General features: G+C 37.6%; 12 protein-coding genes and 3 pseudogenes. 10 read left to right on the forward strand and 5 right to left on the reverse strand.

What is annotated here, in order from left to right:
* The first annotated feature begins 60 nt into the window (after positions 1 to 60).
* Genes FTU98_RS07410 through FTU98_RS07425 form a run of 4 tightly spaced genes read left to right on the forward strand, consistent with a single transcriptional unit; the run spans position 61 to position 3,265 of the window.
* Complete coding sequence (locus FTU98_RS07410; protein ID WP_104473350.1) at positions 61 to 1,329, forward strand: DcaP family trimeric outer membrane transporter; 1,269 nt, start codon at positions 61 to 63, stop codon at positions 1,327 to 1,329.
* 56 nt (positions 1,330 to 1,385) lie between these two features.
* Positions 1,386 to 2,111 carry an SDR family NAD(P)-dependent oxidoreductase gene (locus FTU98_RS07415; protein ID WP_180050883.1) on the forward strand — a complete coding sequence of 242 codons (726 nt, stop codon included), beginning with the start codon at positions 1,386 to 1,388 and terminating at the stop codon, positions 2,109 to 2,111.
* A complete protein-coding gene (locus FTU98_RS07420) occupies positions 2,104 to 2,547 on the forward strand; it encodes a thioesterase family protein (protein WP_157799945.1) in 444 nt (147 codons plus the stop codon). Before FTU98_RS07415 ends, FTU98_RS07420 begins: the two co-directional genes overlap by 8 nt.
* Entirely contained in the window at positions 2,531 to 3,265 is a 735-nt protein-coding gene (locus FTU98_RS07425) for an SDR family NAD(P)-dependent oxidoreductase (protein ID WP_100357471.1), read from the forward strand. Before FTU98_RS07420 ends, FTU98_RS07425 begins: the two co-directional genes overlap by 17 nt.
* Positions 3,266 to 3,441: 176 nt before the next feature.
* Here FTU98_RS07425 and FTU98_RS07430 read toward each other — a convergent pair whose 3' ends face one another.
* Positions 3,442 to 4,173, reverse strand: coding sequence for a Fic family protein (locus FTU98_RS07430; protein WP_154320580.1), 732 nt, complete (start codon positions 4,171 to 4,173; stop codon positions 3,442 to 3,444).
* 434 nt (positions 4,174 to 4,607) lie between these two features.
* Between FTU98_RS07430 and FTU98_RS07435 the strand changes: the two genes are divergently transcribed.
* Positions 4,608 to 4,805 (forward strand): hypothetical protein, encoded by a 198-nt coding sequence (locus FTU98_RS07435; RefSeq protein ID WP_004972905.1) that lies wholly within the window; start codon positions 4,608 to 4,610, stop codon positions 4,803 to 4,805.
* A gap of 532 nt (positions 4,806 to 5,337) precedes the next feature.
* On the forward strand, positions 5,338 to 5,556 hold the full coding sequence (locus FTU98_RS07440; RefSeq protein ID WP_004972907.1) for a hypothetical protein: 219 nt from the start codon (positions 5,338 to 5,340) through the stop codon (positions 5,554 to 5,556).
* A gap of 114 nt (positions 5,557 to 5,670) precedes the next feature.
* On the opposite strand, the gene FTU98_RS07445 is transcribed toward FTU98_RS07440, so the two are convergent.
* From FTU98_RS07445 to FTU98_RS07455, 3 genes are all read right to left on the reverse strand, one after another.
* Positions 5,671 to 6,039, reverse strand: a complete 369-nt coding sequence (locus FTU98_RS07445; RefSeq protein WP_004972910.1) for a hypothetical protein — start codon at positions 6,037 to 6,039, stop codon at positions 5,671 to 5,673.
* A gap of 217 nt (positions 6,040 to 6,256) precedes the next feature.
* Entirely contained in the window at positions 6,257 to 6,973 is a 717-nt protein-coding gene (locus FTU98_RS07450) for a hypothetical protein (RefSeq protein ID WP_179988940.1), read from the reverse strand.
* A gap of 109 nt (positions 6,974 to 7,082) precedes the next feature.
* Positions 7,083 to 7,781, reverse strand: a complete 699-nt coding sequence (locus tag FTU98_RS07455; RefSeq protein WP_026438378.1) for an exonuclease domain-containing protein — start codon at positions 7,779 to 7,781, stop codon at positions 7,083 to 7,085.
* 251 nt (positions 7,782 to 8,032) lie between these two features.
* Here FTU98_RS07455 and FTU98_RS07460 point away from each other — a divergent pair.
* The 4 genes and pseudogenes from FTU98_RS07460 to FTU98_RS13960 all read left to right on the forward strand — a co-directional run.
* A pseudogene (locus FTU98_RS07460) lies at positions 8,033 to 9,295 on the forward strand (alpha/beta fold hydrolase).
* Between the two features lie 177 nt (positions 9,296 to 9,472).
* The gene (glyA, locus tag FTU98_RS07465) at positions 9,473 to 10,726 is read left to right on the forward strand and encodes a serine hydroxymethyltransferase (RefSeq protein ID WP_019836649.1); all 1,254 of its coding nucleotides are present in this window, start codon (positions 9,473 to 9,475) and stop codon (positions 10,724 to 10,726) included.
* A gap of 163 nt (positions 10,727 to 10,889) precedes the next feature.
* Positions 10,890 to 11,294, forward strand: coding sequence for a nucleoside diphosphate kinase regulator (gene rnk, locus FTU98_RS07470; RefSeq protein ID WP_004972920.1), 405 nt, complete (start codon positions 10,890 to 10,892; stop codon positions 11,292 to 11,294).
* Between the two features lie 174 nt (positions 11,295 to 11,468).
* Positions 11,469 to 11,708: pseudogene (locus tag FTU98_RS13960) on the forward strand (RNA-guided endonuclease TnpB family protein); the annotation flags it as partial.
* A gap of 7 nt (positions 11,709 to 11,715) precedes the next feature.
* On the opposite strand, the pseudogene FTU98_RS07480 reads toward FTU98_RS13960, so the two are convergent.
* Positions 11,716 to 11,835, reverse strand: a pseudogene (locus tag FTU98_RS07480) (IS30 family transposase); the annotation flags it as partial.

The raw sequence follows: 11,835 nt of genomic DNA on the forward strand, positions 1-11,835 counted from the left end.
CATTCCACTCATACTTCTTGAGTGGAATCAGGAAACTCGCGTTTAAAAAAGGACTTCACAATGAAATTCAAATTAAAAACAATTGTTCTATCTATTGCATGTGTAGCCAGTAGCAGTGCTTTCGCTAACACTATGGAAAACCGAATTGCAGCGCTTGAGACTGAACTGAATCAGCTTAAAGAATTGAGAGCTGCTGATGCTAAAGCAGCCGAAGCAAAAAATACACAAATTGCCACCCAATTCACGAAGCAACCATCAATCACGCTGAGTGATACCAATCTTAAATTTTATGGGATTGTGCGTATGGATGGTGCTGTTGATTTTAAAGATACAGCCTCAAATCAATTTGTACAAAACCAAACGCCTGATGTGAACAAATCGTCAGCAGGTAACCGTTCAGCTGTGACATTGACTGCCACACGTTTAGGTATGGATATCTCTAAAGTGGTAAAAGATACAGATGTCAAAGCCAAAATTGAAATGGACTTTTGGGATGGCGCTGAGGGCAATGGTAAATTACGTATTCGTCATGCCTATGTTGATTTTAATAATTGGCTTTTAGGTCAAACGTCTTCAGGTATGGCAAATATTGAAACCAATACTGAGAGTGTCGATTACACCTTGTTTATGGGGTATTCATGGACACGTACACCGCAAGTTCGTTATAACTTTAATTTAGCACCCCAACATAATTTAAAAATTGCTGCGGAATATGTTGATTCTCGCTCATCCGAGCTTCCTGCTTTGACTGCAAAATATGTGTTTAACCAAAGTAATGTGACTGCTGTGGCACAAGGTTTTGTCCATGAAAAGCGTGCAACGGTTACAGTGAACGGTGATGAGAAAGATCTGGATAAATTAGCGTGGGGTATAGGTGCAGGTCTAAAATTTAAACCGACTGACCAGAGCTCGATTCAAGGTCATTTTTATCATGTTGAAGGTGATGAAAAATTCGTTTCTTATACAGCACAAAATGCAGGAATATTAAATGGTTACCCAAGCAAGGGTGACTTTAGTGTTAATGCAAACCAAAACGATTTGGATCAAAATAAAGTGAATACTTATGTTTTAGGTTATTCACACAAACTGTCAGATCAGTGGCGAACTAACTTAGTTGCTTCTTTATTAGATTTTGATGATTCAACTGCTTATGCCAAAAACAATACGGCAGCCAATAAGCGTGTGTCAGATTTAGCTGCTAACCTTTTCTATACACCAGTTCCAAGCGTGGACGTCGGTCTTGAATATCATCAAGGCAAACGTGAACAGTTTGATGGTAAAGAGTTTGATGTATCCCGTTTAAACTTTGTCACGGCATACAAATTCTAAAATTGGATAGATATATGAAGGGTGTAATGCACCCTTCAGTTTTTAAGGACTTCAATATGAATGGATTAACACAAAAAACTGTAGTGATGACAGGTGCACTAGGTGGAATTGCTAAAGCGACGATAAAAGCTTTTGACGAACACAATGTGAACTTCATTTTGATGGATGTTGTTGGGGAAGATTCAAAATTTTTATCTACTTTAAAAAGTCCATATACATATTTTAAATGTGATCTTTCATGTTCAGATGCCATTGATCAAGTAAAAGGTGAAGTAGAAGCACGATTTAAAACAGTCGATTTTCTGATTCATGCAGCTGGTCTATATCAACATATTGAACTTGAAGATTTAAGCTACGAAGAATGGAATCGTCAAATCAGTATTAATTTAAATGCTAACTATTATTTAATTAAAAGCTTCTTACCACTTTTGGCAGAGCAGAGTGCCATCGTTAATATGTCTTCTATCGCTGGGCATCAGGGGAGTATTGCACATACCGCTTATGCTACAGCAAAAGGCGGTGTACTTGCATTGACGAAAAGTTTGGCGATTGAACTGGCACCGAGAACCCGCATTAACACGATTTCTCCAGGTTTAATTGATACTGCGATGATGCAAGGTATGAGTGATGAAAAACGTAATGCGATGATTAACAGCACGCCACTAAAACGTTTGGGTCAGCCAGAAGAAATTGCACAGGTCATTAAATTTTTATGTAGTTCAGGTGCATCTTACATTACAGGTGAAAACATCCATGTAAATGGTGGCCTATATCGTGAATAATCAGGTGAAGTTTTCTCAAGTTACTCGTCCAATTTCATGGGGAGAAATGGACTTATTTGGTCACCTAAATAATGTACATTATTTTCGTTATATGGAAGATGCTCGGATTGATTTTTTGGATCAATTCCAGTTTTTTAAAGAATCTTTGTATAGCGTCATTTTGAAAAATGAATGTGAATATAAAGCACCTGTTTTATATCCTGATCAGTTAGTTACACGGTCCTATGTTACGCATGTTGGCAATACAAGTTTTAGTATGTGCTATGAAATATATAGTGAGGCACAGCAAAAAGTGATTGCAGTTGGAAACAGTGTAATCGTGATTGTGGATCAGAAAAATTTTTCGAAACAACCGATACCAATTCAGATCAAAGAAAGTATACAGGCATATATGATTCAATTTCCTTATGGGGGACTCAATGAACAAGCAGAATAAAGTTGCTATGATTACTGGCGCTGCATCAGGTATTGGTCGTGAGGTAGCTATACGTCTTGCTCATGAAGGTTGTCGATTGTGCCTTGTAGATTTAAACGTAGTTCAATTAGAGAGGCTTGAAAAAGAGTTATCTATGTTGACTTCAGTATTAATTTATACAGGTGATGTTGCAGATCATCTTTTTATTCAGTATGTATTACAAGAGATCGAGCATAATTTCGGACGTTTAGACTTAGCTTTAAACAATGCTGGTGTCACTACTGATGCTAATCCTGTTGCAGATATTGCAATTGAGGAATGGCATAGAGTCATGGATATTAATGTCAATAGCCTGTATTACTGTATGCATTACCAAATTCCATTGATGCTGAAAAATGATGGCGGTGCAATTGTGAATATGTCTTCGATGTTAGGACTAATTGCAACTAAAAATCGTGCACCGTATGTGACAAGCAAACATGCGGTCACAGGCATGAGTAAAGCAGTTGCACTAGATTATGCGGATCAAAATATACGAATCAACTCTGTCCATCCAGGATATATCCTAACACCGTTAATTGATCATATTGATCATGAAACATTGGTAAAAAAACACCCTATAGGCCGTTTAGGTAAGGCGGAAGAGGTCGCAGCTTTGGTAAGTTTCTTATTTTCAGATGAGGCTAAATTTATTACAGGTTCACAGTATGTAATTGATGGCGGTTACTCTATTCAATAGAAATATCAAAATCTTATACGATGCTGATTTAGACGGTATCTATCCAAATAGATTTAAACCCAAAGAATCAGCATGCACTTTGGTTGCTGATTTATCAAAAAATAATTTGAGTTAACTAAAGTAAAGGCTTGTCCATATTTCTATTTTTGATAGAGCATAGAAACTATTCTTTTATCTTAAATCCCTAAAACAAGCTTATATGGTTTAAATCCCTCTAATACAGCTTTGGAAACCAACTGAATAAAAGCTTCGGTCTTCCCATATGCCATCCACTGATCCAAAGCTTCATAGTAAGCCAATCGATTTTCTACTGTAATCACACAAGGCGGATAACCAGCTTTTAATAATTCAAGATTCATCAAAAGACGTGATGTTCGTCCATTGCCATTAATGAACGGATGAATACCCACAAAATCAGCATGTACTTTGGCCGCACGCTCAATTGGATGCAGCTTATGTGCTTCACTATTATACCAGTCTACTAATTGAGCCATCTTGTCATTTAGTAATGTGTAATCAGGTTGGGTAGATGTAGCACCTGAAATCAATACGTTTTGCTGGCGATAGTGGCCAGCATTGTCATCATCGATATTTTTTAAAATGAGTTGATGTATATTTCGAATCTTCCATTCAGAGAATGGTTCTTCTTTTCGAATAATATCTTCAACATAATAAATCGCATTTCTATGATTGATTGCTTCGAAGTGTTCGCGTAAGGCTTTGCCACCAACGGTTATACCTTCTAAAACAACTTTTGTTTCAAGCAATGTAAGTGTATTGCCTTCAATTGCATTCGAGTGATATGTCCAACGGACAATAAGATCTTCTTGTAAATTTTTTACAATTGCAGGAGAAAGAGGACGATGCTGATCTAATTTTTTCTTTAAATCATCAATACTTTCAAACATGCCCTGAACCCTGAATCTTAATTAATTAATGATATATGAAAAACAGAGAACCTAAAAATGTAATGATATAACATATCACAAATGAGGGGTTGAATATGACAGAATAATAAGATAGATCTAAATCATGTATGTGGGAAATAAAATCATAAGGCATTTGATGTCATATATCTGATTAAAGTTTTTACGGTATTTAATACGGTAAATAAAATCTTTAAGTATAAAAAGTTAAATACTATCAATAGTCTACTGATGGTTTCTGGTGCGCGCTGAGCGCACCAAATTAGTATATAAGCATTGAACTGTAATATAAAAAATAGTTGAAAAGTATATAAAAAATTAAGATAAACATTCGATCTTATTTGCCATAGCCTGATCACGTTTTTCAGCATATAAAACTCACATATTTTAAAACTGAAAAATCTGAGGGCAGCTTCGTGGGCTATATCGTTAAACTCATTCCAGAAAACTTATATTTTGTTCCGCATGATAATGAAATTGGTACCACGGAATTTCGCAGTAAAGCTGTCGCAGAAGGTTTGTTCTACGATTATGCTGAAGCAACAGCAATGGTAAAGCTATACAATAAAGATATGCTGCAAGATGTTGATTATGAAATTGAGTTAATTGAATAATCGTCGACTTCTTATTATTTGAAAGTATCGCCAAGTTATGCAGAAGCTAATCGCAAAGCTGGAGCTTTTAACCGCATAAAATTATGCCGTAACTGAAAATTAAATCAATTGAAATTTTGCTGTGTGAATGTGTTGAAATGTAGTGGGCTATTGCAGCAAAAAATAAGTTTCACTATATTAAAACTACAGTAGGTCATTCAATGTAATAGACGCTACGATGCAGTTGGACGGATCAATGACAGCTCGTTGAGTTTGTAACTCTTGTTCAAACAATAAAATCAGCACTAGCCTTCCAACATAAAAAAACTCGCAGCAATGCGAGTTTTTTCTGTGCTAGAATGAAAAACAAGCAAATTTACTGTGGTTTTGTAAGTTGTAAATAAAATTTTAAAAAATATGTGTTTGAATTTATTAGATAATTTAAATTTAGTTTAAAAAAATACTACATTGTCAAACAATCTAACAACTCACTTTTTTAAAAAATTTATAAGCTATGGTATAAAAAATTTCCGTCAAGAAAAAGGGAACAACAATGACGCAAATCATCGATATTAAAGTTAAAGACCAGTTTAGCCATATTTACGAAGCAAAAGCATTGCTACGTAATATCCCAGAAACTTCATTGGCAGCGGGTTTGGCACTATTTCACAAAATTGAACACATTATTGTGGAAGGTGAAGTGATTTTACCAAGCATCGAACTTTTGTTTGAAAGCCGCGAGTCTGATAGTATTTTCCGTGTGTTGGAGTAAATATTTGTGAGACTACTTTATTTTTAGAAAAGCTCATTTCGATGAGCTTTTTTGTGCGCAGGATTTTTAAAGCACACGTAAATAAAGTGCTCATTAAGTGTAAAACATATCGCTTTAAACCGTCTGATCTTCTACAAGTTGGATATTTACATCGTATTTATCAAACTCTTGAATAATTTTTTGAATGACCGCTTGCCCAATGTCATCATCGGGTTGAAAACTCAACTCTTGATTGGTTTGACTATCAAAACATTCAATTTGCAAGATTTGCCAGAGCTGGGCATCTGTACTTTGTTGAATCACTATGCGTCGCGGTTGTAAATGTGCTGAAATTTGACGCGGCAACACATTGGTAATCGCTAACTGTATTTGGCTTTCCTGATCTTTTGGGCTTAAAAAGGTAATCACCCAATTGCCAACTTTACTGAGTTGCATTGGATTGTCATAAGCATCAAACGCTAAAAAAAATGCATAATTCATCATAACCCTGTGCCTCAACAATTCTAGAAAATACTATATCGCTGATTTTTATCAGTCGGGGCTATGCCGCTAAAGTCTTAGCTTTTATAGGAATAATGGATCTAAGGTTTATATGTGTTTTTAAGGTGTTGAAAAGTAATAAAAATAAATTAATCCATATGTCCCTGAGCATGGTTTTAATTGTTAAAAAGACTTAAAACTAAGTAAAAAAATCTAAGCTTTAAGTCGGATTAAGCTTTTGCAGAGAGTGGTTGATTTGCTGCAAAATCTGATTGAGTGCTTTCGGTGGTAAACGAGTTTCTTGCAAAGAGGTAATCCATTGCATTTGGCAGAGTTTTAAGCTGCGAATATCCTGAGCTTGTAAAATTCGCTGAATCAGTTGTTTTGCCATTAATCCACAATGACGCTGCAAAGTATCCATCATGAGAAATTTTACATCTTCAAAACTCAAAGCGGTAATTTCAGGCTGTATTTCTGCTTGGGGTTCAGGTTGTTCAGCGGGCTGTTCTGTATTGATGGCAGCTGCAACACGTGCTTCTAAATATGCAGGAACTGAATTTACTTGAAGATGTTGGGTGTGGATTGGTTCTGCCAAACTTTCAGCATGCGCTTGCGGGGTGCTGCTTGCAAGTTGGCTATGAATTTCTGTGTGTAAAGTGGTAGATGATGGCTCTTGCTCTTGTTGCAGCAGAATGTTAGCCGTTTGCTCTTGGTGTTGCAAAGTGTCTTGCTCAAGCGCAGCAGGGGCAATCAGGTGCATATCTAATAGCTGTTCAATCAATTCAGGTGGTGCAAGACGTTGCTTGAACTGATCTCCGAGTAAATCAAAATCTTCAGTACCAATCAGTACCAATAAACGACGTTGACGTGCATTTAAATCACGTGTGCGCTGTTGTAATGCATCTAGACCGAGTTGAGTTTTTTGATAATTAAACATGAGCCTTAATTTATTTCCCCAATAAATTAAGGCAAAGCATAGACTTTGAAAATTACAATAATATGAATAATTTATGACAGGTAAATGCAATAAGATTCACTTGAAACATTTATAAAGTCAAAATACTGGTATTTTCGAGCGCCTTGCGTAAGTAAGGATCTAAATCTTCTTGTCTTAATAACCATTGCACATAATCGGCAGGAAGGTCAGCAATTGCCGTACCACGATGTTTACCAAAATTGATAATTTGTGGAATACGTGCTTCTTCTGAGGCAGTGTAGAGTTCTTCAATACTTTGAATTTGTAATTGATGAACTTCGTGCATCAAAATATTGGCCGTTAAAATAATATCCATATCGGCACGATGCGCTTTTTTAATCATATCACGCGCTTTTTCGCTGCCTTTGGTAATCATATAAATTAAAGCTGAAATATTGTGTGCTTCAGCATTCGGCCATACACGACGTGCAAGTGCTAAAGTGCAAATGGCTTTAATTTTAGAAGTATCCACACCACATTTTTCTAAAGCGCGAATATCGTAATCAATATTATGCCCAATAATATAGGTGGTTTCGGCAGGTAATTCGAAACTACTGTAATGCGGTTGATCAATTAAATCTGATTCTAAAATATGATGTACCGCCATCGCTGCGAATGAAATTGGCTCATCGACTTGATATAACTGATCGAAAATTTGACTTTTATCTAGACTGATTTTGCCATCTTGAATTTGAATGGGGGCGTAGGCAATCTCAATGGGTTGTCCATTTAAAGTATGGGTTTCAGTGTCGAGAATAATTGCCTGCATGTCCTGATTCGCTTGCGTCATTCAATAAAAATGCAATCTAACATTAGCCGCTGCGTATGACAAATTGAATTGAAATTTAATAGGCACTTGTATATGTGATCAATTTACTGATTTTTACCGTAAGTGTTTAATTTTAAATAAAATACACTTGCATATTAATTGTTGAAATCTTGCCTGATACGATAAAAAAGCGTACAAATAAAGATTGCGAAGGATGCAATTAATAAGAATATGAAGACAAGGGTAAGCAAATGAAAAAAATATGGTTAAGCGTGGCTTTGGCCAGCAGCAGTTTGTTTTTAACCGCCTGTAATGATGATCATGACGATACGAGTGTTGTGGTTGTTGAGGATGGTATTCCGAAATATAATTTTAGTGCCCCAGTCGTGAAAACAGAGCTTTATCGGGATCAGGGTGAAAATGCGAATAATCTTTTAAATGCAGTGAGTTCATCTAAAACATTGATGACATATAAAATGTTAGGTGTAAATGGACGGGAAACTCAAGCAACTGCACTTGTTTTTACCCCTCAAACAGTTAAACCTACGGGCGGATGGCCACTTGTAGTTTGGGCACATGGCACAACAGGCGTGGCAGATGCGTGTGCACCAAGTCGTCAAGGTTTAAATGGAAATGAGTACTTCATTGCTAAACTATTGGCAGCAGGTTATGCCGTTGTTGCACCCGACTACGAAGGTTTAGGCGAACCGAGTGGTAAAGAATTACATCCATTCTTGAATTTAAAAAGTGCAGCTTATTCGATTACAGATGCTGTTGTCGCTGCAAGCAAGCTTTTGGGTAATACTGCAGAAACGCGATGGAGTGTAGTTGGACATTCACAGGGTGGACATGCGGCTTTAGGTGCAGCACAGTATGCATCGCGGGCGCAGTTAAATTATAAGGGTGCCATAGCTATCGCACCTGCATCAAATTTAGCGTTGGTATTGGCGGGTGGTGAACAAAAAGCGGCTCAAGAGCCAGATGTAATAAAGAAAGCACAGACACTTGTGCCACTAGATACGTTTACTGCTCTAATTGCTGCGGGGCTAAGAAATACTGCTCCAACCTTGCAATATTCTGAAATATTTGTGTGACCAACAGATCAACTTGCTGCTCAGGCAGAGTCTATCTGTTATGAGGCATTAGGTGAGAGTATGGCTCAGTCAATGCTAACGCATGTAAAGACGTATGGAACATTGGATGGTTATCCACGTACTCAACCAAATTTCATGACGACCATCCCTGAAGTTAAAGATTTCTTAACCAATGATTCACAGCCATTAAAAGTGAAAATCAGTACGCCTATATTTATTTATCAAGGAACGGCTGACCCAACTGTACCGAAACAAGTCACGGATTACTTGGTTCAGTCAGCTCAAGGGATGGGAACTAAAATTCATTACGTCACTGATCAGGATTTACCTGTAGAGCAAAAATGGAACCATGGTACTGTGTATGTGAATAATATGGATGAGATTGTCAAAGATGTTCAATCACTAATGCCTATTCAATAAGTTGTTGAATTACGATAAAGATTGATTTGACCTAAAATAGCTCGTGTTTTATCTGAAACATGAGCTATTTTTATGTAAAACTGAGCAAAGTTCATTCTCTCAGTTCACAAACTTTATGCTACAATACGCGCCAATCTTAGCACGGCTTAAAAGCCCTAAATTAATAGGACCTCGCTAATGTTTGCCAATATTTCTATTGCCGAATTTGATCCAGAATTAGCTCAAGCGATCACCAATGAAGATGCGCGCCAAGAAGCTCATATTGAGTTAATTGCTTCTGAAAACTACTGCTCACCTGCAGTAATGGAAGCTCAAGGTTCAAAACTTACCAATAAATATGCAGAAGGCTACCCAGGCAAACGCTACTACGGCGGTTGCGAATACGTAGATATTATTGAACAATTGGCGATTGACCGTGCTAAAGAACTCTTTGGTGCAGATTATGCTAACGTTCAACCACACGCTGGTTCACAAGCAAACTCTGCAGTTTACTTAGCTTTACTTAACCCAGGCGACACTGTGTTAGGTATGAGCTTGGCACATGGTGGTCACTTGACTCATGGTGCAAAAGTAAGCTTCTCAGGTAAAACATATAACGCTATCCAATATGGTTTAAACCCAGAAACTGGCGAAATTGATTACGAAGAAGTTGAGCGTTTAGCGCTTGAACACAAACCACGCATGATTGTTGCGGGTTTCTCTGCGTATAGCCAAATTGTAGATTGGCAGCGTTTCCGCGACATCGCAGACAAAGTTGGTGCTTATTTATTTGTAGATATGGCACACGTAGCAGGTCTAGTGGCTGCTGGTGTATATCCGAACCCTGTGCAAATTGCTGACGTAACGACTACTACTACACACAAAACATTGCGTGGTCCACGTTCTGGTCTAATTCTTGCGAAAGCAAACGAAGAGATCGAGAAAAAATTACAATCTGCTGTGTTCCCTGGTAACCAAGGTGGTCCATTGGTACACGCAGTTGCAGCAAAAGCAATTTGTTTTAAAGAAGCAATGGCGCCTGAATACAAAGCGTATCAACAACAAGTTGTTAAAAATGCGCAAGCGATGGCTGAAGTTCTTATTGAACGTGGTTATGATGTAGTATCTGGTGGTACGAAAAACCACTTGTTCTTGCTTTCTTTAATCAAGCAAGATATTACAGGTAAAGATGCAGATGCATGGTTAGGTGCTGCGCACATTACTGTAAACAAAAACTCTGTACCGAACGATCCACGTTCTCCATTTGTAACTTCTGGTATCCGTATCGGTACTCCAGCGGTAACTACACGTGGTTTTGGTGAAGCAGAAGTACGTGATCTTGCAGGTTGGATTGCAGACATTCTTGACAGCAAAGGTGACGAAGCTGTAATTAATACTGTAAAAGCAAAAGTTGAAGCTGTTTGCGCGAAATTCCCAGTTTACGCAAAATAAGCACAGCCTTGAGAAAAGCCCCTCAAGGGGGCTTTTTTTATGGATGTAAAAAATTGATTTTTCGTTCAATAAGCTGAATTTCTGTTATAACTTAAGCGTATTGAATATGATTGTAGGCAAGCTGATGATGACAGTATTGTCGGAATGACAGGAATAAAAGTAAATGATTAGACCAAAGATTATTATTTCAGAACAAGATTTGCACCGTTTGGAAACGATGCTTGAGCATCAACCTAAATTGACGCCAACGATGCAACATCTAGAAGATGAATTGGCACGTGCTGAAGTGGTTGCGCCACAAGATGTACCGAATAATGTGGTGAGCATGAATGCCCGCGCATTGATTACCATTGCACCTGCAAAAGAACCGACTGAAATTACCTTGGTTTATCCGCATGACTTTAAAGGTGAGAAAGGGCAGGTGAATGTGGTTGCACCTGTCGGGACTGCCATTTTAGGTTTAGCTGAAGGTCAGGAAATTGAATGGCCACAGCCCGATGGTCATATGATGAAAGTCAAAATTGAGAAGATTTTGTATCAGCCAGAGCGTGAAGGCGATTATTTATAATCTGTTTATCATCCTGCGTTAGGAACATTGAAAGCCATGTTGATCATGGCTTTTTTATCAAATGGAGCGTAAAACTCTGTCCTTCAGGTCAGAGATATAAGCGACACGACATAAAGTGTCGTTTGATTTAACTAAGGACTATTTTCCTTGAGTTTTGATTGTTAATATAAGTACATGAAAACCCTTAAATTACGTATAAAAGACAAACATTGCAAGGTGTTAGACCAACTAGCATCAGAAGTGAACTTCGTCTGGAATTATGTCAATGATTTAGGGTTTAGGCATTTGAAGCGGAAAGGTGAATTTCTCTCTGCTTTTGATATTGCCAAATATACGAAAGGCACATCCAAAGAATGTAATTTACATAGTCAAACCATTCAGGCTGTAACTGAAGAATTAGTCACCCGAAGAAAGGGCGGATTCAAGCGGCAAGTGCAACAGTATAAAAACCAGCCATAACTTCACTCGGTGTATACCAACCTAGTGTTTTTCTAGGACGATGGTTGAGTGCAAATTCTATCTGCTCTATTTGTTCGTTTGA

The organism is Acinetobacter sp. YH12211 (assembly GCF_013418015.1).
GTDB classification, from domain to species: domain Bacteria; phylum Pseudomonadota; class Gammaproteobacteria; order Pseudomonadales; family Moraxellaceae; genus Acinetobacter; species Acinetobacter towneri.

Bases quoted from the DNA above. Each gene is read 5' to 3' on its own strand.
- FTU98_RS07455 (WP_026438378.1), bottom strand. From the start codon at position 7,781: ATGCAGGCAATTATTCTCGACACTGAAACCCATACTTTAAATGGACAA.
- FTU98_RS07450 (WP_179988940.1), bottom strand. From the start codon at position 6,973: ATGTTTAATTATCAAAAAACTCAACTCGGTCTAGATGCATTACAACAG.
- FTU98_RS07410 (WP_104473350.1), top strand. From the start codon at position 61: ATGAAATTCAAATTAAAAACAATTGTTCTATCTATTGCATGTGTAGCC.
- rnk (WP_004972920.1), top strand. From the start codon at position 10,890: ATGATTAGACCAAAGATTATTATTTCAGAACAAGATTTGCACCGTTTG.
- FTU98_RS07425 (WP_100357471.1), top strand. From the start codon at position 2,531: ATGAACAAGCAGAATAAAGTTGCTATGATTACTGGCGCTGCATCAGGT.
- FTU98_RS07445 (WP_004972910.1), bottom strand. From the start codon at position 6,039: ATGATGAATTATGCATTTTTTTTAGCGTTTGATGCTTATGACAATCCA.
- FTU98_RS07415 (WP_180050883.1), top strand. From the start codon at position 1,386: ATGAATGGATTAACACAAAAAACTGTAGTGATGACAGGTGCACTAGGT.
- FTU98_RS07440 (WP_004972907.1), top strand. From the start codon at position 5,338: ATGACGCAAATCATCGATATTAAAGTTAAAGACCAGTTTAGCCATATT.
- glyA (WP_019836649.1), top strand. From the start codon at position 9,473: ATGTTTGCCAATATTTCTATTGCCGAATTTGATCCAGAATTAGCTCAA.
- FTU98_RS07430 (WP_154320580.1), bottom strand. From the start codon at position 4,173: ATGTTTGAAAGTATTGATGATTTAAAGAAAAAATTAGATCAGCATCGT.